Source organism: Aromatoleum toluvorans (genome assembly GCF_012910905.1).
Classification (GTDB): Bacteria; Pseudomonadota; Gammaproteobacteria; order Burkholderiales; family Rhodocyclaceae; genus Aromatoleum; species Aromatoleum toluvorans.
On record NZ_WTVN01000002.1, the window covers coordinates 39,522 to 60,337 of the forward strand.

At 66.6% G+C, this 20,816-nt stretch carries 16 protein-coding genes; 5 read left to right on the forward strand and 11 right to left on the reverse strand.

The features are described 5' to 3' along the window. The first annotated feature begins 25 nt into the window (after window positions 1-25). Complete coding sequence (locus GPA22_RS01915; RefSeq protein ID WP_169254412.1) at window positions 26-1,420, forward strand: MFS transporter; 1,395 nt, start codon at window positions 26-28, stop codon at window positions 1,418-1,420. A gap of 33 nt (window positions 1,421-1,453) precedes the next feature. Further along, entirely contained in the window at window positions 1,454-2,689 is a 1,236-nt protein-coding gene (locus GPA22_RS01920; RefSeq protein WP_169254413.1) for an NAD(P)/FAD-dependent oxidoreductase, read from the forward strand. A 65-nt stretch (window positions 2,690-2,754) separates the two neighbouring features. Here GPA22_RS01920 and GPA22_RS01925 read toward each other — a convergent pair whose 3' ends face one another. From GPA22_RS01925 to GPA22_RS01965, 9 genes are all read right to left on the reverse strand, one after another. After that, the gene (locus GPA22_RS01925; protein ID WP_169254414.1) at window positions 2,755-3,183 is read right to left on the reverse strand and encodes a universal stress protein; all 429 of its coding nucleotides are present in this window, start codon (window positions 3,181-3,183) and stop codon (window positions 2,755-2,757) included. Window positions 3,184-3,266: 83 nt separating this feature from the next. Beyond that, a complete protein-coding gene (locus GPA22_RS01930; protein ID WP_169254415.1) occupies window positions 3,267-4,271 on the reverse strand; it encodes a putative 2-dehydropantoate 2-reductase in 1,005 nt (334 codons plus the stop codon). After that, window positions 4,268-5,587, reverse strand: a complete 1,320-nt coding sequence (locus tag GPA22_RS01935) for a spinster family MFS transporter (protein WP_169254416.1) — start codon at window positions 5,585-5,587, stop codon at window positions 4,268-4,270. The genes GPA22_RS01930 and GPA22_RS01935 overlap by 4 nt, the downstream gene beginning before the upstream one ends. Before the next feature lie 29 nt (window positions 5,588-5,616). After that, the gene (locus tag GPA22_RS01940; protein ID WP_169254417.1) at window positions 5,617-6,018 is read right to left on the reverse strand and encodes a hypothetical protein; all 402 of its coding nucleotides are present in this window, start codon (window positions 6,016-6,018) and stop codon (window positions 5,617-5,619) included. After that, entirely contained in the window at window positions 6,018-7,757 is a 1,740-nt protein-coding gene (locus GPA22_RS01945) for an FAD-dependent oxidoreductase (RefSeq protein WP_169254418.1), read from the reverse strand. The genes GPA22_RS01940 and GPA22_RS01945 overlap by 1 nt, the downstream gene beginning before the upstream one ends. 139 nt (window positions 7,758-7,896) lie before the next feature. After that, window positions 7,897-8,715, reverse strand: coding sequence for an SDR family oxidoreductase (locus GPA22_RS01950; RefSeq protein WP_169254419.1), 819 nt, complete (start codon window positions 8,713-8,715; stop codon window positions 7,897-7,899). A 26-nt stretch (window positions 8,716-8,741) separates the two neighbouring features. Beyond that, the gene (locus tag GPA22_RS01955; RefSeq protein ID WP_169254420.1) at window positions 8,742-9,917 is read right to left on the reverse strand and encodes an acyl-CoA dehydrogenase family protein; all 1,176 of its coding nucleotides are present in this window, start codon (window positions 9,915-9,917) and stop codon (window positions 8,742-8,744) included. A gap of 11 nt (window positions 9,918-9,928) precedes the next feature. Beyond that, window positions 9,929-11,098, reverse strand: a complete 1,170-nt coding sequence (locus tag GPA22_RS01960) for an acyl-CoA dehydrogenase family protein (RefSeq protein WP_169254421.1) — start codon at window positions 11,096-11,098, stop codon at window positions 9,929-9,931. A 46-nt stretch (window positions 11,099-11,144) separates the two neighbouring features. Next, window positions 11,145-13,229 carry an acetate--CoA ligase family protein gene (locus GPA22_RS01965; protein WP_169254422.1) on the reverse strand — a complete coding sequence of 695 codons (2,085 nt, stop codon included), beginning with the start codon at window positions 13,227-13,229 and terminating at the stop codon, window positions 11,145-11,147. Between the two features lie 535 nt (window positions 13,230-13,764). Between GPA22_RS01965 and GPA22_RS01970 the strand changes: the two genes are divergently transcribed. From GPA22_RS01970 to GPA22_RS01980, 3 genes are all read left to right on the forward strand, one after another. Next, entirely contained in the window at window positions 13,765-14,949 is a 1,185-nt protein-coding gene (locus tag GPA22_RS01970; protein ID WP_169254423.1) for an acetyl-CoA C-acyltransferase family protein, read from the forward strand. Between the two features lie 20 nt (window positions 14,950-14,969). Next, on the forward strand, window positions 14,970-15,818 hold the full coding sequence (locus GPA22_RS01975; protein WP_169254424.1) for a 3-hydroxybutyryl-CoA dehydrogenase: 849 nt from the start codon (window positions 14,970-14,972) through the stop codon (window positions 15,816-15,818). A 288-nt stretch (window positions 15,819-16,106) separates the two neighbouring features. Then, window positions 16,107-19,241: a DEAD/DEAH box helicase gene (locus tag GPA22_RS01980; RefSeq protein ID WP_169254425.1), complete on the forward strand. Its 3,135-nt coding sequence runs from the start codon at window positions 16,107-16,109 to the stop codon at window positions 19,239-19,241. Between the two features lie 97 nt (window positions 19,242-19,338). Here the strand turns inward: GPA22_RS01980 and GPA22_RS01985 are convergent, their stop codons facing one another. Together GPA22_RS01985 and GPA22_RS01990 are read right to left on the reverse strand one after the other, a co-directional pair. After that, on the reverse strand, window positions 19,339-20,094 hold the full coding sequence (locus GPA22_RS01985; RefSeq protein WP_169254426.1) for a hypothetical protein: 756 nt from the start codon (window positions 20,092-20,094) through the stop codon (window positions 19,339-19,341). Further along, window positions 20,091-20,798: a nucleotidyl transferase AbiEii/AbiGii toxin family protein gene (locus GPA22_RS01990; RefSeq protein ID WP_169254427.1), complete on the reverse strand. Its 708-nt coding sequence runs from the start codon at window positions 20,796-20,798 to the stop codon at window positions 20,091-20,093. Before GPA22_RS01990 ends, GPA22_RS01985 begins: the two co-directional genes overlap by 4 nt. Between the last annotated feature and the right edge of the window lie 18 nt (window positions 20,799-20,816).

The following is a 20,816-nucleotide window of genomic DNA, read 5'->3' on the forward strand; positions in this document are numbered from 1 at the left end:
ATAAAAACGATATGGAGACACCCCAATGCAGAACGATGCCAGCGGGCAAGCCCTGCCCGCCGTCCCGCCGCGCGAGCAGTTCAAGGCGATGGGCGTCGCCTCCCTCGGCGGCATGCTCGAGTACTTCGAGTTCATCATCTTCGTCTTCCTGGCACCACAGATCACGGCACACTTCGCATCGCCGGACATGCCCGAGTGGCTGCGCCTGACGCAGACCTTCGGCATCTTCGCCGCCGGTTTCCTGATCCGCCCGATCGGCGGCATCCTGATGGCACAACTCGGCGACCTCGTCGGCCGCAAGCGCATCTTCACGCTGACGCTCGCGCTGATGGCCGGCCCCACGCTCGCCATCGGCATGCTCCCGGGCTATCACGAAATCGGCATCTGGGCGCCGATTCTGCTCCTCGTCTGCCGCCTGCTGCAGGGCTTGTCGCTCGGCGGCGAGCTGCCCGGCGCGATCAGCTTCGTCTCCGAGCAGGTCAGCGGCCGCCGCGTCACGTTCGCGCTCGGCATCCTCGCCTCCAGCATCTGCCTCGGCTCGCTCGCCGGTTCGATCACGGTCAGCGCCCTGAGCGCCCATCTCGGCAGCGCAGCGATGGCCGAGTACGGCTGGCGCATCCCCTTCCTGATCGGCGGCCTGTTCGGCCTGCTCTCCGTATACCTGCGCCGCTTCACCCATGAGACGCCGGTGTTCAAGGCAATGAAGGCGCGCCTGATGCTCTCGGAGCGCCCGCCCTTCGCCACCCTGCTCGCCGATCACCGCTTCAATCTCTTTGCCGGGATGATCCTCGCCGGCACGACCACGGTCGTCGCGGCGGCCACGCAGCAGTTTCCGATCACCTTCTTCGTCACGATCAAGCATCTGCCGATGGCCGACATCGCCGCCATTCAGACGCTGCTCATCGCCTTCACGATGGTCGGCAATATCCTGGGCGGCTTCCTCGTGTCCTGGCGCCTGCTGCCGATGCGCGTCGCCTACGTCGGGCTGCAGTGCCTCACCATCGCCGGCATCTTCTGGGCGTATGGCCAGGATACGGTCGAAGGCCTCGTGACGCCCTTCATGTGCCTCGGCCTGAGCGGCGGCGCAGCGATGGGCCTGTCGCTGACCTTTCTCGCCCGCGCCTTCCCGGCGCAAGTGCGCTACACGGGGCTGGCGACCTGCTACAACGTCCCGATCGCGATCCTCGGCGGCACGGCGCTGATCGTCCTGACCTATCTGGCCCGGTTCTCCGAACACTATCCGGCCTTCTATCCGGCGTTCTTCTGCGTGCTGTCCATCGGCGCCGCGCTGGCCCTGTGGCCGCGCCGCCACGCGATCAGCCCCTTCGACCAGAACGACCCCGACGCCAATCCGCGTACGCGCCAGACCCCGGCGCCGTGCAGCAACACGGCCTCGATAGCGGTCGGCCAGATTCACTGACCAGCCGTTCCTTCACGACTTCCAGGAAAGACCATGTCCATCGATTCCAGAATCGTCATCATCGGGGCGGGACACGCCGGCGGCACCCTTGCCGCAGTGTTGCGCGACCAGGGCCATGCCGGCCTCATCACGCTGATCGGCGAAGAAACCCATCTACCCTACCAGCGCCCGCCGCTCTCGAAAGCCTTTCTCAAGGGCTCGGCCGAAATCCCGTCCCTGCTGCTGAAGAACGCCGATTTCTACACGACCCACGACATCGCGCTGCAACTCGGACGGCGCGTCGAAGCCATCGATCGCGCCGCGCGCAGCGTCACGCTCGACGACGGCAGCGTGCTGCCCTACGACTTCCTCGCCATCGCGACCGGTGCCCGGCCGCGCCGCCTCCCCATTCCCGGCGCCGATCTGGCGAACATCCTGACCCTGCGCAGCATCGCCGACGGCGAGCGGCTGCGCGATGTCCTGCAGCCGGGGCGGCGTCTGGCGGTCGTCGGCGGCGGCTATGTCGGCCTGGAAGTGGCCGCCTCGGCCCGCGCGCTCGGCCTCGACGTCACGGTGGTCGAACGCGAGGCCCGCCTGCTCGCGCGCGTCGCCAGCGGACCGCTCGCGCGCTTCTACGAACGCCACCACGGGCAGCAGGGCGTGCACATCATCTGCGACGCCCAGGCGGCCCGCTTCGAAGGAACGGACGCGGTCGAGGCCCTGTGTCTCGCCGACGGCCGCCGCATTCCCTGCGACGTCGCGATCGTCGGCGTCGGCGCCCAGCCCAACGACGAGCTCGCGCGTGCCGCCGGCCTGCAGTGCGAGAACGGCATCGTGGTGGATCAGGACGCGCGCAGCAGCGACCCCGCGATCTTCGCGATCGGCGACCTGAGCTGGCGCCCGATGCCGCTGTACGGCAACCGCATGTTCCGGCTCGAGAGCGTGCCCAACGCGCTCGAACAGGCACGTCAGGCGGCCTGCGCGATCCTCGGCAAGGCGCGTCCGGCGCCCGAGGTGCCATGGTTCTGGTCCGACCAGTACGAGCTCAAGCTGCAGATCGCCGGCGTGCCCTTCGATGCCGACCGGCAGGTGCTGCGCGGCGATCCGGATCAGGCCAAATTCGCCGTCTATCACCTGTGCGGCGAGCGGGTCGTCGCCGTCGAGGCACTCAACTCTCCGCTCGACTTCATCGCCGGCAAGCAGTTCGTCGCCGCCGGGTCGGCGGTTTCGGCCGAACGGCTCGCCGACCCCTCGGTGAAAGCCAGGGACGCCGTGCTCGTTCCCGCGTGAAGCCGTAAAGGACTGCGCGCCCGATCAACGGGCGCGCAGTCTTGTTTCCGAGCGAATCGAGGTACCTACTTCACCAGCAGCACCGGCACCGAAACCTCATGCACGACACGCGATGCGACCGAACCGAGCATCAGGTTCGAGAAGTTGCTCATGCCGCGTGTGCCCATCACCACCGTGTCGCAGCCGAACGCCTTGACGGCCTTGCCCACTTCGGAGATCACCTCGCCGATCGCCTCATGACCGGTGCACTTGATCCGCGCCGCGGACAGGATGTCGAGCGCCTTGGCGTTGATCCCGGCTGCATGCTGCAGCGTCGCCGCTTCCATCTTGTCCAGCATCTCCGACGAGAAATACTCGCCGTACAGGGCCGCCTTCGGCTGCACGTTCAGCACATGCACGCGCATGTCCGCAAAGGCCTGCGCGGCGGTCACCAGGTATTGCAGCGCGCGCTCGGCACACGCGGAGCCGTCGAACGGCACCAGGACTGTCTGCATGGGAAACTCCTATTTTCTTGAAGGGAAGACGCGCGGGCGGAAAGGCCGGTCAGGCAAACGCCCGCGCGTGAAACGCACGCCGCTCAGCCGCGGTTGCGCTCGTCGAGAAAGCAAAGACTCTGGTACAGCATCCCGATCTTCGGCAGCGACACGCCCGCTGCGGCAGCCGCTGCGAGCGGCGCCCCATAGATCGCCTCGAGCTCCAGCGGGCGCTGTTCGCGGTAGTCGAGCAGCATGCTCGGCATGTAGTCCGGCTTGCCGTTGGTGGCCGCCCAGGCGACGTCGATATAGCCCTCGGGCAGCGCGTGGCCGCATGCCGCAGCGCCGGCGGCGACCTCCTCCATCAGCTCGCGCACGAGCGTTCGCGTGCTCGGCTGCGTCATCAGCGCCTGCGTGCCGCTGTCGATCAGCACCGAGAGGCCGTTGAACGGCACGTTCATCACCAGTTTCTGCCACCGCGCCTGCGCCAGATCGTCCATCACCGGCGCGTCGAGCCCCGCGGCACGGAACAGCGCCGCCGCCTCCTCGACGATCGTTCGCGCCCCCGCGGCGCCGCGAGCGGGACCGGAGTGATAACCGAGGTTCACGCCGCCGTAGGCGTGATGCTCGATCACGCCGGGGCTGTGGCGGTGGACCGACACGATGCACAGCCCGCCGAGCAGATGGACCGAATCCGGCAGCATGGGCCGCATCGCGTCCTCCACGCCCAGTCCGTTCTGCAACAGCAGCACGCGCCCGCCCGGTGCGACCACCTGCCGGATTGCCGGCGCGAGCGACGCATTGGCCGTGGTCTTGGCAGCCACGAGCACCCAGTCGCACGGCGGCATGTCGGCCGCGTCACGGTAGGCCTGGATCGGCTTGAGGTGCTGGTCGCCGTACGTCGCGCTCTTCAGCAGCAAGCCCTCGGCACGGACCGTCTCGTACTCGCTGCGGTAGAGGAAATGCACGTCGAATCCCGCGCGCGCGAGCATGGCGCCATAGAAGCCGCCGATCGCCCCCGCACCGATGACCCCGATCCGGGGTCGGGCGCCCTCCGTCGGCGTCGCGCCTGCAGCCGTGTCGGCCAGCGCGTCGATGCGCGCGCTCATTCCGTACTCTCCCGGTAGTGCGTCAACGCCCCGCGCAACAGCCACGCAGCCCCGAGCGCGCTCGCACTGCACACCGCCGCGAGCGAGATGCCCACCTGCGCGGGGTCCTTGAGCACGTGGTCGGTCACGAAAGCGATGATGCTGGGCGCGATGCCCAGGCCGAAGACCGAGATCAGGAAGTAGAAGATCGACACGGCGATGCCGCGCATGCGGTTCGGCGTCGTGATCTGCAGCGCGGAGGCCGCCACCGCCCACGGCAGCGCGTAGAACAGGTTGATCAGCGCCGACACGCCCAGCGTCAGCTCATAGCTGCTGACAAAGGGGAAGATCGCCAGACAGCCCAGCACGGCGACCGAACACAGCATCGCGCAGCGTACCGGCGCATCCTTGTAGCCGCGCGACGTCAGCCAGCGCTCCAGCCACGGGCCGGAGTAGATACCGATCGCCCCGATGACGAGCACCTGTGCGCCGTAGCGGAAGCCGACGGAGGCCGGATCGGCGCCGAAGTGGCGCATCAGGTAGGCCGGCATCCAGGTCGGGAACCCGTAGATGACGATCGCAAGCAGGGACAGGCCGATGAAATAGCGCAGGTAGAACGCGCGGTTCGTCCAGAAGAAGGCGAGGACCTCGCGCATCGTGAAGTGCTCGTCCTTCTGCGCGGCCCCGCCCATCGAACTGCGTTCCGGCTCGCGCACCGTGAGAAGCAGCAAGGCAAGGACGAAGCCCGGCACGCCGACCATCACGAAAGTGAGCTGCCACACGCTCAGCCCGGACAGGGCCGGGAACCACTCCGCCAGCGTTGCCACCGAGTTGATCACGAGCCCGCCCGCGATCAGCGCGAGGCCCGCCCCCAGCGATGGCCCGAGCATGAAGATGCTCATCGCGCGCGGCAGGCGCTGGCGGCTGAAATAGTCGGCGATCAGCGACCAGCCGGCGGGCGCGAGGCACGCCTCCGCGGCACCGACGCCGGCGCGCGCGACGAAGAGATGCCAGTATTCCTCCGACAGCCCGCAGAACACCGTGAACGCGCTCCACAGCGTCACCCCCAGCACCAGCACGTTGCGCCGGTGACCGGTATCCACCCAGCGTCCGAAGATCGGCCCGAACACCACGTAGGCCGCCATGAAGGCGAAGCCCTGCAGCAGGCTGATCTGCACGTCGCTCAGCAGCATGTCCTTCTTGATCGGATCGACGAGCAGGTTCAGCACCTGCCGGTCGATGAAGGCCACCGTATACGCGAAGGTCAGCAGGAAGACGACATACCACGCGTAGCTGCCGTCCTGCCGAATCGCGCCGCTCCGGACCGGAGCGTTCAAGGTCATTTCCGTCATTGCCTCACCCTGCATCAGTTGTTTTTCGCGCCCGCCGCGATCCAGTCGCGCACGAGTGCGATGTCACGTTCGGCCAGCGGCTCCTGGCCCATCGGCATCCGCTCGCCGGAGCCGCCCTGGTCGAGGTGGGTGCCCTGCAGCTTGTGCACGAGGTAGCTGCGTTCCGGCTCCCCCGGCGCCACGCGCGGCAGGCCGCTGCCGCGCGAGGCGACGCTGACGAGTCCCGCATAGGCCAGGCCGGGCGCCAGGCCCAGCTGCCCCTGCTCTTCGCCGGTCATGTGACAGGCGACGCACTGGCGCTTGAACACGCCGACCACGTCCTTCGTGAAGCTCACCGCCCCGGCCGCGTTCGCGCCCGGGCTCAGGAGCAGCAGGAGCGAAAAGCCGAGCGCCACCCTGCCTCCGCGCGGCGGCATCACGCGGCCCCGCGGCGATGCGCCGACTGCGCGGCGATGTAGCCGAAGGTGAGCGCCGGCCCGATCGTCCCGCCGGCGCCGAAGTAGCCGCTGCGCGTCGGGCTGCCGATGCAGTTGCCGACCCCATACAGGCCCGGGATCGGCCGCCCCTCGGCGTCGAGCACGCGCGCCTCGGCATCGATCTGCGGCCCGCCGTTGGTGTCGAGCGCGCCCGGGGCGACGATCAGCGCGTAGTAGGGACCGCCATCCGTGAAAGGATGCATGGTCGGGTTCGCCATACCCTGCAGCTTGTCCTCCTGCCCGGCGCGCGGGCGCGAGAAATACGCGAGCCAATCGACTTCGGCCGCGTCGCCGCGCTTGAAGTCGTCGTCCCGCCCCTGGCGCGCGAAGCCGTTGAAACGCTGCACCGACTGTTCGAGCTGGCGCGTGAAGTCCGGCGCAAGCTGCACCGCGCCGATCCGCGGCGCCAGCTTGTCGAGCCGCGCCTGCACGTTCTGCGCAAGCGCAGCGAACGTGCTGCCCTGGATCAGCAGCGCGGATTCGCGCACGTCCTTGGGGAAGGGGTAGGAGCCGCCATAGACGTCGATCGCGCGCTGGTCGAACACCATGAACAGGAACTGGTTCGGGTAATCGACGCGCACGGGATCCCACACGAAATGCACGCGCGTGCGGTCGTTGTAATTGCGCTTCTCGTTGACGACGCGATGGCCGTGCTTGTTCACGAGGATCATCGCATCGCCCGGCGGAATGTTCAGCGCACGGCCGATGACGCGGTTCTCCAGCGCCTCTTCGAGCAGGACCTGCGTGCGCCACGCGCTGCGCATATTGTCCATGCGCGCGCCGACGGCGGTCGCCATCGGGATGAAGTCGCCGGTCGAGCCGGGCGATGCGCAGGCCCCGTAGATCGGATCCTGATGGCGCTGCCCGATCTGCGGATTGTGTGCAAAGCCGCCCGAACCGAAGATCACGGCCTTTTTCGCACGCACGTTCAGGCGCTTGCCGCCCGCCTCGACCTCGACCCCGACGACGCGCCCCTGCTCCTGGATCAGCCGCACGACGCGGTGATCGGTGAGTGCCGTCCCGCCGTGCTTCTCCAGCCACGCGATCATGTGATCCACGATCGCGGATCCGCGCCCCCCGTCCACCTTGGGATCGGGCCACAGCGCGCGCCCCTTCGGCACCTTGTTCTCAGGCAGGGAAGCGGCATAGTCGGGCGAGGGGCCGACTCCGCCCGGAAGCTCGAAGCGCACGAAATGGGCGGCGCCGATCTCGTTGAAACGCGCCACCGCCGGCGCCGCGTTGCGGTAGAAGGCCTGCAGCCGCGCGAACTCGAACGGCTCGAGGCCGAAGTTCTCGGCGTCGGCGCGGTAACGCTCGGGGAAGCCGTAGCGGCACATGTAGCGCATGCAGTCGGCCTCGGCGTCCTCGACACCCTGGGCGCGCAGGCTGAAGTTGTTCGGGATCCACGCCACGCCGCCGGAACGACGGGTCGTGCCGCCGAACACCGGCGCCTTCTCGAGCACGATCACCTTGTCGCCAAGATCGGCCGCCGTGACCGCGGCCGAGCACGCGGCAGCGCCGCTGCCGACGCACACGATATCGGCCTGCATGTCCCAGCGCACGGACTGCGGCTTGGCCGGCGCAGCGCTCACGCCCGTCGTGCCCGCCAGCGCCGCACCGGCGACGCCGAAGTTGATCAGCCTGCGCCTGTGCAGGTCCACCTTGTCTTGCTTGTCCATCAATCGTCCCCTCTGATGAGGAATTATCGGATCCGAGGCTCTTTTTCCGAACTATAAGTACCGTCCGGCCGGCTTTTTTATTGGGTTGATTACAACTATGCCCGGAAACGGCGTCAGCTGCAAAAGTCCGGCTGCCGGCTCATGCGGTTTTCAGCCACGACCGCGGACGCGGCTTGCCTGTCGCGCTGATTGAGGCGGCGTCGAACTCCGCATTGGTCGGATTGCGCCGCAGCGTGAGGCCGCCATTGACCTGCAGGTTCTGCCCGGTCATGAAGCATTCGTCGCTCGCCAGCCACACGGCCGCCGCGGCGATGTCCTCCGGGGTGCCGAAACGCCCCAGCGGGTAGCAGCTGCGATAGGTCTCGAAGATGCCCGGAACCGCCTTGGCACGCGCGGCCATCGGCGTATCCGTGAGGCCCGGCGAGATCGAGTTCGCGCGGATACCGCGCACGCCGTACTCGTTTGCAAGACAGCGCATCACATGGTCGAAGCCGGCCTTCGTGCCCATGTACGCGGCATGGTCCTCGAGCATGATCGTGGCGGTCGCCGACGAGATCTGGATTAGGCTGCCGCCGTCCGCCATCGCCCCGAGCATCGCCTGGAAGAACAGGAAGGGGCCGATGAACTGCAGATCCGTCATGCGCCGCAGCTCGTCCTCGGTGGTGAGCTCGAAGGGCTTCAGCAGCCCCCAGCCGGTCGCATTCAGCGCAATGTCGATGCCGCCGAGTCTCCCGGTCGCAGCCTGCGCCAGCGCGACGCAGTCGTCGCGCCTCGTGATGTCGCACAGATGCGCATGGCCGCCGATCTCCGCGGCGAAGCGCGCGAGTTCGTCGGCGTGGCGCCCGGCGACGAGCACCGTGGCGCCCTCCGCGGCGAACCGCGTCGCGATGCGCTGCGCCATGTTGTCGCGGCTCGCCGCGCCCAGGATCACCGCCCGCTTTCCTGCCAGCCTTGTCATGTCGCTCTCCTGTCCGGGCCGCGCGTTCACACGCCGACCACCGATTTGGCGATGATGCCGAGCTGCACTTCGGCGGCACCGCCGAAGATCGTGTAGGCACGGCTGTTGAGGTAATCGGGCACGAGCACCGGCAGCACGCTGTCGCCCGCGCTCTCCCGCCGCCAGCGCAATGCCTCGCCGCCCAGGACTTCGACGCCCAGTTCGGCGATCGCCTGCTTCATGCGACTCGCGCGCAATTTCAGGATCGACGACACCGGCCCCGGGCTCTGCCCCGGTTGCAGCGCGCCCATGATCCGCAGTTCCATCATCTCGAAGCAGTCCAGATCGGCGCACACCTCGCCGAAGCGCGCGACGAGGCGCGCATCGCCGCGCACATCCACGCCGGAGGCCTCGAGCTCGCCGACCGCATCGCCGACGCGCTTCAGTTGCGAGCGCAACCGGCCGCTGAAGATGCCCGCGCCGCGCTCGAACTCGAGCAGGTACTTGGCGCAGTCCCAGCCGGCGTTCTCCGCGCCGATGCGATTCGCCTGCGGCACCCGCACGTCGGTGAAAAACACCTCGTTCACGTCGTGATCGCCGCCAATGGTGGCGATCGGCCGCACCTCGATGCCCGGTGTGTTCATGTCGATCAGCAGGAAGCTGATCCCCTCCTGGCGCTTGCCCTCGGTGCTGGTGCGCACCAGCGCGAACATCATGTTGGCGTGGTGGGCATGGGTGGTCCAGATCTTCGACCCGTTCAGGATGTAGTCCTCACCGTCGGCCACCGCGCGCATCTTCAATGACGCGAGATCGGAACCCGCGCCGGGCTCGGAAAAGCCCTGACACCAGTAGTCCTCACCCGACATGATGCGCGGCAGATAGCGGCGCTTCTGCTCCTCGCTGCCGAAACGCAGGATCACCGGTCCGACGAGACGCACGCCCATCGGATGCACGAGCGGCGCTCCGGCCAGCGCGCATTCGGATTCGAAGATGAAGCGCTGCACCGCCGTCCACCCGGTGCCGCCCCACTCCTGCGGCCACAGCGGCACCAGCCAGCCCTGGCGCTGCAGCGCCTGCTGCCACGGTCCCGAGGTTTCCGGCTCCGGGTACATCGAGCTCGTTTCACGCTGGCCGCGTCTCAGCTCGTAGGTCAGGTTGTCGCGCAGGAAGGCGCGCACGTCTTCGCGGAATGCCTGCTCCGCGGGGCTCAGTTCAAGATTCATGGGGAATTCCTTCAGGCATGGGCAAGGGACGGGAGGGTGCGGCTGTACCGCCACGCGTCGCTTAGCAGCATCAGCTCGCCGTAGCGCTGGCCCGCGTGGGCCGTACCGCCCGAGCCCTGCGCGAACGCAAGAAGCTTGCGGAAGTGGCTCGCCACCGGCAGTTCCTCGGACACGCCCATCGCGCCATGCAGCTGCACCGCCTCCTGGGCGACGAAGCGCGCGCCTCGTCCCACCTTCGATTTCGCCATCGCCGCAGCCGAGATCGCCGATGTGGGGTCGCGCTCGATGCTCAACACCGCGAGCTGGCAGGCCGCCAGCGCCTCCTCGCAACACACGGCCATCTCCGCGAGCCGGTGCTGGACCACCTGGAAGCTGCTGATGGATTTGCCGAACTGCACCCGCTGTTGCGTGTATTCGGCCGTCTGCTCGAGCGCCGCCTGCATCGCGCCGCAGGCCTCCCAGCACTCGCTCACGATCGCCTCGGCGAGGATCCGCCCCAGCACCTCGCTCGCATCCACCGGTTCGCCCAGCAGCGCCGCGCGCTCGACCTGCACGTCGTCGAAGCGCAGGTCCGCCGCGCGTGCGCCGTCGAGCATGCGGCACGCTTCGACCGTCACGCCCGGCGCATCCAGCGGCACCAGGAAGAGCGCGAGGCCCCCGGTTTCGGTACGGGCGGACACCAGCACCGCGTCCGCGCCGGGCGCGCCGGCAACGATAGCCTTCGCCCCGGAGATGCGGAAACCGTTCCCCTGCTCCTGCGCCCGCGTGCTGCGCGCCGACCAAGGATCCGCGACGCCGCGCTCGTCGTGCGCGAGCACAACCCGGCGACGCCCGTCGACCAAGTCGGGCAGCCACTCCGCGCGCTGCTCCGCCCGCCCCGCTTCGGCGATCAGGCGCGTGCCAAGCAGCACCGCATTGAGGTAGGGCTCGACGACGAGGTGGCGGCCGAAGGCGCGCATCAGCAGGCCGCTCTCCATCGCACGCCCGCCGATGCCGCCGTCGGCCTCGGGCAGCGGCAATCCCAGCCAGCCCATTTCGGCGAAAGCCCGCCACACCTGCGGCGCGATGCCGTCGTCGGCGTCGCGGCTGCGCGCGCGCTTGATGAAATCGTATTCGTTAGCCAGGAATTCGAGCACGCTCGACTCGATCATTTCCTGCAGTTCGGTCAGGGACAACAACATGAAGAGACTCTCCGCGAATCGGATGGACTGGAGCGCGAGGCGCGGCTCAAGGTGCGAGCAGCAGGGCGTCGATCGCTACGGCACCGGACGTCCCGACCTGCAGCGGGTTGATCTCGATTTCCTGCGCGGCGGCCCCGAGCGCAGCCGAGGCGCGCGAGATCGCGGCGATCGCCCCGCAGGCCGCCGCCACGTCCGCCTTCGGGCGTCCGCGGAAGCCGTCGAGCAGCGGATAGGCCTTCAGCTCGCCCAGCATCTCGCCGACCATCGCTTCATCCACTGGCAGCAGGCGATGGCTGACGTCACGGTACAGTTCGGTCAGCACGCCACCGAGGCCCACCGTGAGGGCGGGACCGAACACCGGGTCGTGCGTGACCCCGGCGATGAGCTCCGCGACGCCCTTCGACATGGCCTGCACCAGCACGCCGTCGATGCGGGCCTGCGGCGCATAGCTGCGCGCCGACGCGAGGATCCCGGCGAATGCCTCGCGCACCTGGCCCTCGTCGGCGAGGTTCAGCCGCACACCGCCCGCCTCCGTCTTGTGCGCGATGTCCGCGCTCAACACCTTGAGCACGACCGGGTAGCCGATGCGCGCTGCCGCCTTGACCGCAGCGTCGGCATCGACTGCCGGCATTTCTGCGACCGCCGGCACCCCGAATTCGCCCAGCAGGCGCTTGGTCTCGTATTCGTTGAGCCCCGCCACCGCATAGTCCTTCTGCCCGGAGGTGGTCTCGCGCCGCAGCCTCGCCCAGCGGCGCACGCCTTCGCGACCGGCGAGCCAATGGCAGAAGGGCGCGAGCGCCTGCACCGCACGCCCGATGTCCGTGAACACCGGCACCCCGCCCGCCGCCAGCCGCTCGCGGCACGTCGCCTTGCCGGTATCGATCGCGACAAAGAGGCGCGGATGACGTGCGCACACTTCGAGGAGCGGCTCGGCCATGCGATCGAGCAACGAACCCGACGCATAGATCACCACCGTATCGACGGCATCGCTGCTCGCAAGCGCGCCGAACACCGAACGGACAAAGGCCGGGTCATTGACGATGTTCCCGGTCACGTCGATCGGGTTCGACACCATGCCGTAGTCGGGGATGCCATCGCGCAAGGCCTGCTGCACCTCGGCGGGCAGCGTCGGCACGTCGAGCCCGGCGGCGATGAACTTGTCCGCGAGGATCGCCCCCAGCGCACCGGAGAGCGTCACGATCGCGACCCGCTTGCCGCCCGCGCGGTGGCGGAAACCGCTCAGCCAGGCGAGGTCCGCCATCTGCGCGAAGTCCTGCCCCTGGATGACGTTCAACTGGCGGAACCCCGCCTTGTACAGCGCCAGATTGCCCGCCAGCGCCGACGTATGCGAGCGCACCGCCTCCGACCCCTTCTCCGTCTCGCCCGCCTTGTACAGGATCAGCGGCTTGTCGGCTTCGGCAAAGGCCAGCGCGGCATCGACGAAGCGGCGCCCGTCGCGTAGCTGCTCGATGTAGCCGACCACGCAGTCGGTCTCGTCGTCCTGCGCGAGGAACTCCAGGTACTCGGAATATTCCAGGCACGCCTCGTTGCCGGTGTTGATGAAGTGGCTCACCTCGACGCCCAGCTGGCGCATCAGCGCGAACACGGCCGAACACACGTTGCCGCTCTGCGTCACGAGGCTCGCGCGACCGGCCCCCGTCTGCGCCGGCACGTTCTTGAACACCGTCGCAAAAGCCGTGTAGGCCTTCAGATTGAGGTTGGCGAACCCCATGCAGTTGGGGCCCGCGACCACCATGCCGGTCTCCGCCGCGAAGCGCTCGAGCTCCTCCTGCAAGGCGATGCCCTCGCCACCCATTTCCGCAAAACCCGCCGCATACACGATCGCGGCGCGCGCCCCCCGCGCATGGCACCGGCGCAGCATGGCCGTCACGTCGGCCGCGCCGATCGCCAGCACGACGAGTTCGGGCGCTTCGGGCACCGATTCGATGTCCGGATAACAGCGGTAGCCGAAGATCTCCTCGTACTTGGGATTCACCGGAAAGACCCGGCCCTCGTAGCCGAAGTGCTTGAGCAGGTCCAGCGGCATGCCGCCGATGCGGGCCGCGTTGTTGCTGGCCCCGATCATCGCGATCGAACGGGGCTGCAGCAGTGGGGACAGGCGATGGGACATGGAAAACCCTCTTCTCTTTCGGTCGCAACTCACATTTCACGAAGGACCCGCCGACACCGTTCGCGAGCGAAAGGCCGATGGGAACAAGCCCTTGCACGACCTTCGCCGCGCGCTCCACGACCCGCCCGAAAACGAGGCTCGGCCATCCATTAACAAAACCGGCCAACCGGCTTTTATTTAGTATCGGACAAATATCCGGCGCGCACAATCACAAATGCACTCATTAACGAATTTTCTTGGCCGAGGCATGCCAAGCCTTCCTCCCGGAACGTCCAGATCCGGCTCTAAACCCTTACATACATTGAAATTCGAGTCCCTGATCGAACTCTTGTCGAACGTCCCGATAATTCCCGCGAGCGCGCCCGCGCGACCATGAACCGCGCGACAGGGCAGATCTTCCGCACCTCGTCAGCCCCCTTGACGTCACAAAATTCGAAAACGTTTTACAAGCCGTCCGGCCTGCTTTTACAATCGACAGCAGAAGACGCGGCAGGCAGACGCCTGCTGAACCGGTTCAATGTTTGGAGAAGATGGAATGACCCAACGCGAGATCTTCGTTGTCGCTGCGGCACGCACCGCAATCGGCACTTATGGCGGCGCCCTGAAGGACGTGCCCATGACGCAGCTGGCAACGACCGTCGTGCGCGCCGCGCTGGAACGCAGCGGTGTCGCGCCCGACGCCGTCGGCCATGTCGTCATGGGCAACGTCGTCCCCACCGAACCGCGCGACGCCTATTTGAGCCGGATCGCCGCGATGGACGCGGGTCTACCGAAGGAAGTGCCGGCCTTCAACGTCAATCGCCTGTGCGGCTCGGCGCTGCAGGCCGTCATCTCGGCCGCACAGACCATCCTGCTCGGCGACGCCGAGGTCGCGATCGGCGGCGGCGCGGAGACCATGAGCCGCGGCCCCTACCTCGTCCCCGCCGCGCGCTGGGGTGCCCGCATGGGCGACACCGCGCTCGTCGACTACATGAACGGCATCCTCCACGACCCCTGGCAGCGCATCCACATGGGCGTGACCGCGGAGAACGTCGCCGCGCGCTACGGCATCTCGCGCTCGGCCCAGGACGAACTCGCTCTCGAAAGCCAGCGCCGCGCGGCACGGGCGATCGCGGAAGGCCACTTCGCCTCGCAGATCGTTCCCGTCGAGCAGCAGACCCGCAAGGGGCCGGTGCCGTTCGCCGTCGACGAACACGTCCGGAGCGACGTCACCGCCGAACAACTGGCGAAAATGAAGGCGGTTTTCCAGAAGGACGGCACCGTCACCGCCGGCAACGCCTCGGGTCTGAACGACGGCGCCGCGGCGCTGGTACTCGCGAGCGGCGACGCCGTGCGCAGGCACGGCCTGCAGCCGCTCGCCCGCCTCGTCGGCTACGCGCATGCGGGCGTCGAGCCGGAATACATGGGCGTCGGCCCGATCCCGGCGACGCGCAACGTCCTCGCGCGCACCGGACTGCGGATCGCGGACCTCGACGTGATCGAGTCCAACGAGGCCTTCGCTGCCCAGGCCTGCGCCGTGTCCGGTGAACTCGGCTTCGATCCCGCGAAGGTCAATCCGAACGGCTCCGGCATCTCGCTCGGCCATCCGGTCGGCGCGACCGGCGCGATCATCGCGACCAAGGCGATCTACGAACTGCAGCGCATCGGCGGCCGCTACGCCCTCGCGACGATGTGCATCGGCGGCGGACAGGGCATCGCCGCGATCTTCGAGCGCACCTGACAATGGACGGCACAAACGACATGACACTCAACACGATCGGCGTCATCGGCGCCGGAACCATGGGCAACGGCATCGCGCAGGTCTGCGCCAGCAGCGGCATGGCCGTCGTGATGCTGGACGTCTCCGACGAGGCGCTGCGCCGCGGCGTCGCCACCATCGAAGCCAGCCTCGCACGCATGGTGAAGAAGGGGGCCCTGTCCGAAACCGCCCGCAGCGAAACGCTTGCGCGCATCCGCGTGACGACCGACTATGCGGCGCTTGCCGACTGCGACTTCGTCATCGAGGCGGCGACCGAAAACCTGGAACTCAAGAAGAAGATCCTGCGCCAGGCCGGCGAAGCGACGCGCCCGACCGCGATCGTCGCGACCAACACGTCCTCCCTGTCGGTCACCGAACTCGCCGCGGCCCTGCCCCATCCCGAGCGCTTCGTCGGCACCCACTTCTTCAACCCGGTGCCCGTCATGGGCCTCGTCGAGGTCATCGCGGCGATGCAGACGAGCGCCGCGACGCTGGACGCAACCCGGGCCTTCGTTGCGGCGATCGGCAAGCAGATCGTCGTCGCACGGAACAGTCCGGGCTTTGCCGTGAACCGCATCCTCGTGCCCATGATCAACGAGGCCATCTTCGCCCTGCAGGAAGGCCTCGCGACGCGCGAGGACATCGACGCCGGCATGCGCCTGGGCTGCAACCACCCGATCGGCCCCCTCGCGCTGGCCGACCTCATCGGATTGGACACGCTGCTGGCCGTGGTCGAATCCTTCCACCACGGCTTCGACGACCCGAAGTATCGACCCGCCCCGCTGCTCAAGGAAATGGTCGCCGCCGGGTATCTGGGGCGCAAATCCGGCCGCGGATTCTTCGAGTACTGACCTCTATCCGGCACCCCGTGGGGGCCGCCCTTCTCTCTTTCCTCCGGCTCCATACTCTCCTCCGGAGCACTTCAATCCCGCCTCACGGCGGGATTTTTTTGGCTCATCGCACGTTCGCGAAGAAGGGGCGACGGACAGCACCCTTGACGCACAGCTCCCGGACGACACCTTACGTGACAGGAACGGATTGATCAGATTGCAGTGGAAGTCTCGCCCGCATAGGCAGCGCACGGGCTATGCGGCGGCGATACCATTAGAGCATCTGACCGAAAGACGGCACCTGCACTCATGACCAGCCTTCCCAACGGCCTCTATGATCTGCTGCTTGACGGGCGCATTCGCGAACTCGCGCTGCAGCTACGCGATGCGGGGCACGCCGACATCGAGCACCTCACCGGCGACGCCCGCCGCCGCCGGCTGGTCGAAGTGCTCGCCCGACTGCTGCCCGATTTGCTCGAAGAGGCGACCGACGCCGAAGACGACATCGCACGCGAGCAACGCGAACTGGCGCTCATCAATGGCCTGCTTACCCACCTGCGATGCGGCGATGCTCCCGCCGGGGAGTGGACTGCGCCCGTACTGGCGCTGCGCTCGATTCATCGCGGCAATACCCGTCCCGCACAGCCTCCCACCGGCTTGCTCGCTCCATGGCTATTCACCGCCGGGCGCGCCGACCCCTCGCTGTTCGCCGAGCTTCGGGCCGAGCTCAGTTCAGCCGATCACGTGGACATCGTCGTCAGCTTCATCACCTGGAGCGGGCTGCGCAAACTCCTCGACGTGCTGGAATCCGTCACCGCGGTCGGCGCCGACGGCCAACCGCGCACGCGGCTACGCGTCATCACGACCACCTATACCGGCGCGACCGAAGCCCGCGCCGTCGAGACGCTCGCGGCCCTGCCGGGCGTGGAACTCCGCATCTCCCTCGACGGCCGCCGCAGCCGCCTGCACGCGAAGGCCTGGCTGTTTCACCGCGCGACCGGCTTCGGCACGGCCTTCGTCGGCAGCGCCAACCTGTCCGCGGCCGCGCTGCTCGGTGGCGTCGAATGGACGGTGAAATTCACCCAGGCCGGGCAGACCGATCTCTTCGCCGCTGCCGAGGCGCATTTCGAGACGCTGTGGAACGATCCGGAATTCCAGCGCTTCGACCCGCAGGACGACACGCATCGCCTGGAACTGCGCCGCGCGCTGCAGCAGGCCAAGGGCACGAACACCGAACCCATTGCCACTCCCACGTGGTTCGATCTGCAGCCGAAGACCTATCAGCAGGCGATGCTCGACCGCCTTGCTGCCGAACGCCGTCACGGTCGAACGCGGAATCTGGTCGTCGCGGCGACCGGCACCGGCAAAACCGTCGTCGCAGCATTCGACTACAAGCGCCTGTGCGAGCAGCAGGGCGGCAAGCCGCGTCTGCTGTTTGTCGCCCATCGCGTCGAGCTCTTGCGGCAGGCCATCGAAACTTACCGGCAGGTGCTGCGCGCCCCGGCCTTCGGCGAGCTCCTGGCCGACGGCAACCAGCCCGACAGCAGCGAGCACCTCTTCGCGACCATCATGTCGGTCGCCGCCCGCGATCTGCTTGCAAGCCACGGCGTTGACTACTGGAACACCGTCGTCATCGACGAATGCCACCACCTGCCGGCGAGCCAGTTCGACGCCTTCGCGAGCACGATCCGCCCGCGCTTTCTGCTCGGTCTCACCGCGACGCCCGAGCGTGCCGACGGACGCTCCGTGCTGCAATACTTCGACGCACGCCCCGACGGCAGTCCTGCGATCGAACTGCGCCTGTGGGACGCGCTCGACCAGCAACTCCTCGCGCCCTTCGAGTATTACGCGAGCACCGACAGCACCGACCTCAGCCGCATCCGCTGGAATCAGCCCGGCGAACTCGCCCAGCTCGCAAACGTCATCAGCGGCAACGACGCACGCGCCCGTCTGGTGATCCACGCCATCGAGCAATACGTCGCCGACCACGCCGCCATGCGCGCGATCGCGTTCTGCGTCGATATCGCCCACGCGAATTTCATGGCCGAGCGGCTCACGGCGGCGGGCCTTCCGGCGCTCGCGATCACCAGCCAGACACCACGCGACGTCCGCGAACGCGCCCCGCAAGACCTCGCCGCCGGCACGCTGAAAGTGGTTTGCACCGTCGATCTCTACAACGAGGGCGTCGACATCCCGGAAGCCAACACGCTGCTGCTCCTGCGACCGACTCAAAGCCCAGTCGTGTTCCAGCAACAACTCGGGCGCGGCCTACGCCTCGCCGACGGCAAGGAGAGTTGCCTCGTCCTCGATTTCGTCGGGCGGCTGCAAGACGATTTCCGCTTCGACCTGCTGTATCGCTCGATTACCGGCCTCAACCGCCAGCAGCTCATTGAAGCCGTTGAACAGGGCTTCACGACGCTGCCCCCCGGCTGCCACATCCAGTTCGATCGCGTCGCGCGCGATGCCGTCCTGCGGGGCCTGCGCCAGATCAGCAACCAGAACTGGCGTCGCCTCACCGCGGAACTGCGCTATTACGCCACCACCCGCCGCGGCGCGCCCCTGACGCTCGCCGACTTCGTCCGCGACCAGTGCCTGGACCTCGAAGACCTCTACGACGGCAAGCCCGGCTGGACTGCGCTGCGCCGCGCCGCTGGCCTCGAACACTCCCCGCCCGACCCCGACGAAATCTACCTAGGCAAACACTTCGCGGCACTCCTGCATATCGACGATCCGGAGCACCTCCGGATCCTGCGCCGCGTCGCAGAAAACCCTGGCGACCTCGCCGGCCAGCTCACGCCCACCGCGCGCGGCCGTCTGCAAATGCTCGCCTACCAGCTTTTCAGCGACCGCAGCGCGCTGATGGACGTCCCCGCCTTCCTCGCCCGCATGGCCGACAACCCCGCCATGTGCCGTGAACTCGGGGAACTCGCCATGTGCCTCGACGAGCGCGCCGACCTCGACCCGGAGCCTCTCCCCGGCGCCCCCGCCGACTGGCCGCTCACGCTGCATGCCGCCTACCAAATCCGCGAAGTCCTGACCGCCGTCGGCTGGCTCACGCCGGAACGCCGCGCGCCCTTCCAGGCTGGTGTGTTGGCGTTGCCCGAACACAAGACCGAACTCCTGTTCGTGACCCTCGACAAGCGCGACGGCTTCAATGAACGCATCGCCTATCACGACTACGCAATCAGCCCCGAGCTCTTCCACTGGCAATCACAAAACTCCGCCGGGCCGGACACCCCCGCCGGGCGCCGCTATTGCGAATCGCCGGGCAATGGATGGAAGTTCCAGCTTTTCGTGCGGGACGCCCGTGGGCAGGCGTATCGAGCCTTGGGGCCGGTGACGCTGGAGCGCTGGGAGGGCGACCGGCCGCTGTCGATTACGTGGCGGCTGGAGCGGGCGTTGCCGGTGGGTTTGTTTAGGCGGTATAGCGTCTTGAGGACTTGAGGCAGTCCGCGGTGGTGCCGTCCGGTTCTCGGAGGAACCGATTGTTACCACCATCGCCCTTTCATTGCACTTCTTTCGACGGTCCAAGGAGGCATAGCTACGATCGAACAAGCACAGCGCACTGGTCAGCGGAGAAATTCAAGTTGTCGCTGATCGTGCCTGCGAACGAGCCTTCTAAAATCAGGTTTGGTGTATCGCTGCTTTCGTAACGCTTGAGCATCGAGCCAAGCAGCAAGTAACTACTGTCATCCTCTGGTGGCGTCCGAGGACATTTACAGTCTGACCAGAAACCATCCGTCGCCAGCACCCACGAGCTGCCCTCCGGTGCCATCAATTCAAGAATGTCCGGGTCCTCATGACGTCTTGCGTTTAATGTCCGGGTAACAATATTTGGATTGGGTATAACCAGTGAAGAGCCATTACGCTGACAGATGTCACCAAGCCTGTGCGTCTCCGTTAACCATATGATTTCTCCGCTCTGTGACTCGAAGCCAATTCGGCAGTCGCCGCATGTAAAAGCCAAACCGGTATTTGGAAACGCGTGAGGCAATAGCAGTGCAGCAAAGCATGCCCGTTCCTGAAAGAGCCCCTCAGAACGTAGCTTCCGCTGCGCGTTGCGCATCGCTGTTACCACTTGCTCTTGTGACGCCCAATCAGTGGGTAGCCCATTCAAGAGAGCGTTGATCCATAACTCATTAAAACGAACGCCATTCTTTCCCTTTGAGGACGCGTCGATAATTACCGCGAAGGTGTATGCCTTCCCGCCGAAAAGGCCGCATGCATCGCGATTTTCGCCCCGCTCAGCTCCACGCCGACTAGTCCACTGCCACTCGATTCGAGTTTCGATGTTCATGCCAAGTCACGGAAACCAATCACAAGCTTGATACGATCGACGAGCAACTCTTCGCGGCCACTATCGCTGTTCGCGGCCGCCTGTACGGCGTAATCGAAATCACGTGTTCGCAGCAATGCTGAGAACTGCTCACTTATGTAAACCCGCATCGCTTTTGGAGCCGCCAGTATTTCGGCCGGAAGCTCAGGTCGCCCATCCAGCAAATTCAAAATATCCTCGATGTCCCGACTTTCAAGTGGGTCGTCATTTCCGCGATTGCGATAGGCCTCTAGTTTTGTCGCAATAAAGTACTCCGGCCGCACCAACCGAATTGTCAGCTTTTCACTGAGGCGATATTCCTCTGCCTTCTGGAGAGCATCCCTATACCAGATATTCGAAAAACTGAGAATAGAGGCATCATCTGGCATGAAATCTACACGAAGACCATTCAGGTACATGGCGCAGATAGGGCCGTCTTCCTGCATGTCCTCTTTGAAACCCTTAGACCGAAGCTTATCGAGTAACTCGTGCCAACCCCGCGTGCTGATTACGTGAACGATTAAATCGACATCGTCGGTGTGCCGTACCAGCTCCCGCGTATAAGGATCGGTGAGGAGGAGGCCGGTTGTACAGCCGCCAACAAAGGCAACTTCCTTGCATAAGTCCGGCCCGATAGCCTCCGCGACACACGCAATCATCGCGACATGATCATCGTAAATTGACATTATTAATCCCGAAGGACA

Bases quoted from the DNA above. Each gene is read 5' to 3' on its own strand.
- GPA22_RS01965 (WP_169254422.1), bottom strand. From the start codon at position 13,229: ATGTCCCATCGCCTGTCCCCACTGCTGCAGCCCCGTTCGATCGCGATG.
- GPA22_RS01940 (WP_169254417.1), bottom strand. From the start codon at position 6,018: ATGCCGCCGCGCGGAGGCAGGGTGGCGCTCGGCTTTTCGCTCCTGCTG.
- GPA22_RS01970 (WP_169254423.1), top strand. From the start codon at position 13,765: ATGACCCAACGCGAGATCTTCGTTGTCGCTGCGGCACGCACCGCAATC.
- GPA22_RS01950 (WP_169254419.1), bottom strand. From the start codon at position 8,715: ATGACAAGGCTGGCAGGAAAGCGGGCGGTGATCCTGGGCGCGGCGAGC.
- GPA22_RS01955 (WP_169254420.1), bottom strand. From the start codon at position 9,917: ATGAATCTTGAACTGAGCCCCGCGGAGCAGGCATTCCGCGAAGACGTG.
- GPA22_RS01920 (WP_169254413.1), top strand. From the start codon at position 1,454: ATGTCCATCGATTCCAGAATCGTCATCATCGGGGCGGGACACGCCGGC.
- GPA22_RS01945 (WP_169254418.1), bottom strand. From the start codon at position 7,757: ATGGACAAGCAAGACAAGGTGGACCTGCACAGGCGCAGGCTGATCAAC.
- GPA22_RS01980 (WP_169254425.1), top strand. From the start codon at position 16,107: ATGACCAGCCTTCCCAACGGCCTCTATGATCTGCTGCTTGACGGGCGC.
- GPA22_RS01925 (WP_169254414.1), bottom strand. From the start codon at position 3,183: ATGCAGACAGTCCTGGTGCCGTTCGACGGCTCCGCGTGTGCCGAGCGC.
- GPA22_RS01975 (WP_169254424.1), top strand. From the start codon at position 14,970: ATGACACTCAACACGATCGGCGTCATCGGCGCCGGAACCATGGGCAAC.
- GPA22_RS01915 (WP_169254412.1), top strand. From the start codon at position 26: ATGCAGAACGATGCCAGCGGGCAAGCCCTGCCCGCCGTCCCGCCGCGC.
- GPA22_RS01990 (WP_169254427.1), bottom strand. From the start codon at position 20,798: ATGTCAATTTACGATGATCATGTCGCGATGATTGCGTGTGTCGCGGAG.
- GPA22_RS01985 (WP_169254426.1), bottom strand. From the start codon at position 20,094: ATGAACATCGAAACTCGAATCGAGTGGCAGTGGACTAGTCGGCGTGGA.
- GPA22_RS01930 (WP_169254415.1), bottom strand. From the start codon at position 4,271: ATGAGCGCGCGCATCGACGCGCTGGCCGACACGGCTGCAGGCGCGACG.
- GPA22_RS01960 (WP_169254421.1), bottom strand. From the start codon at position 11,098: ATGTTGTTGTCCCTGACCGAACTGCAGGAAATGATCGAGTCGAGCGTG.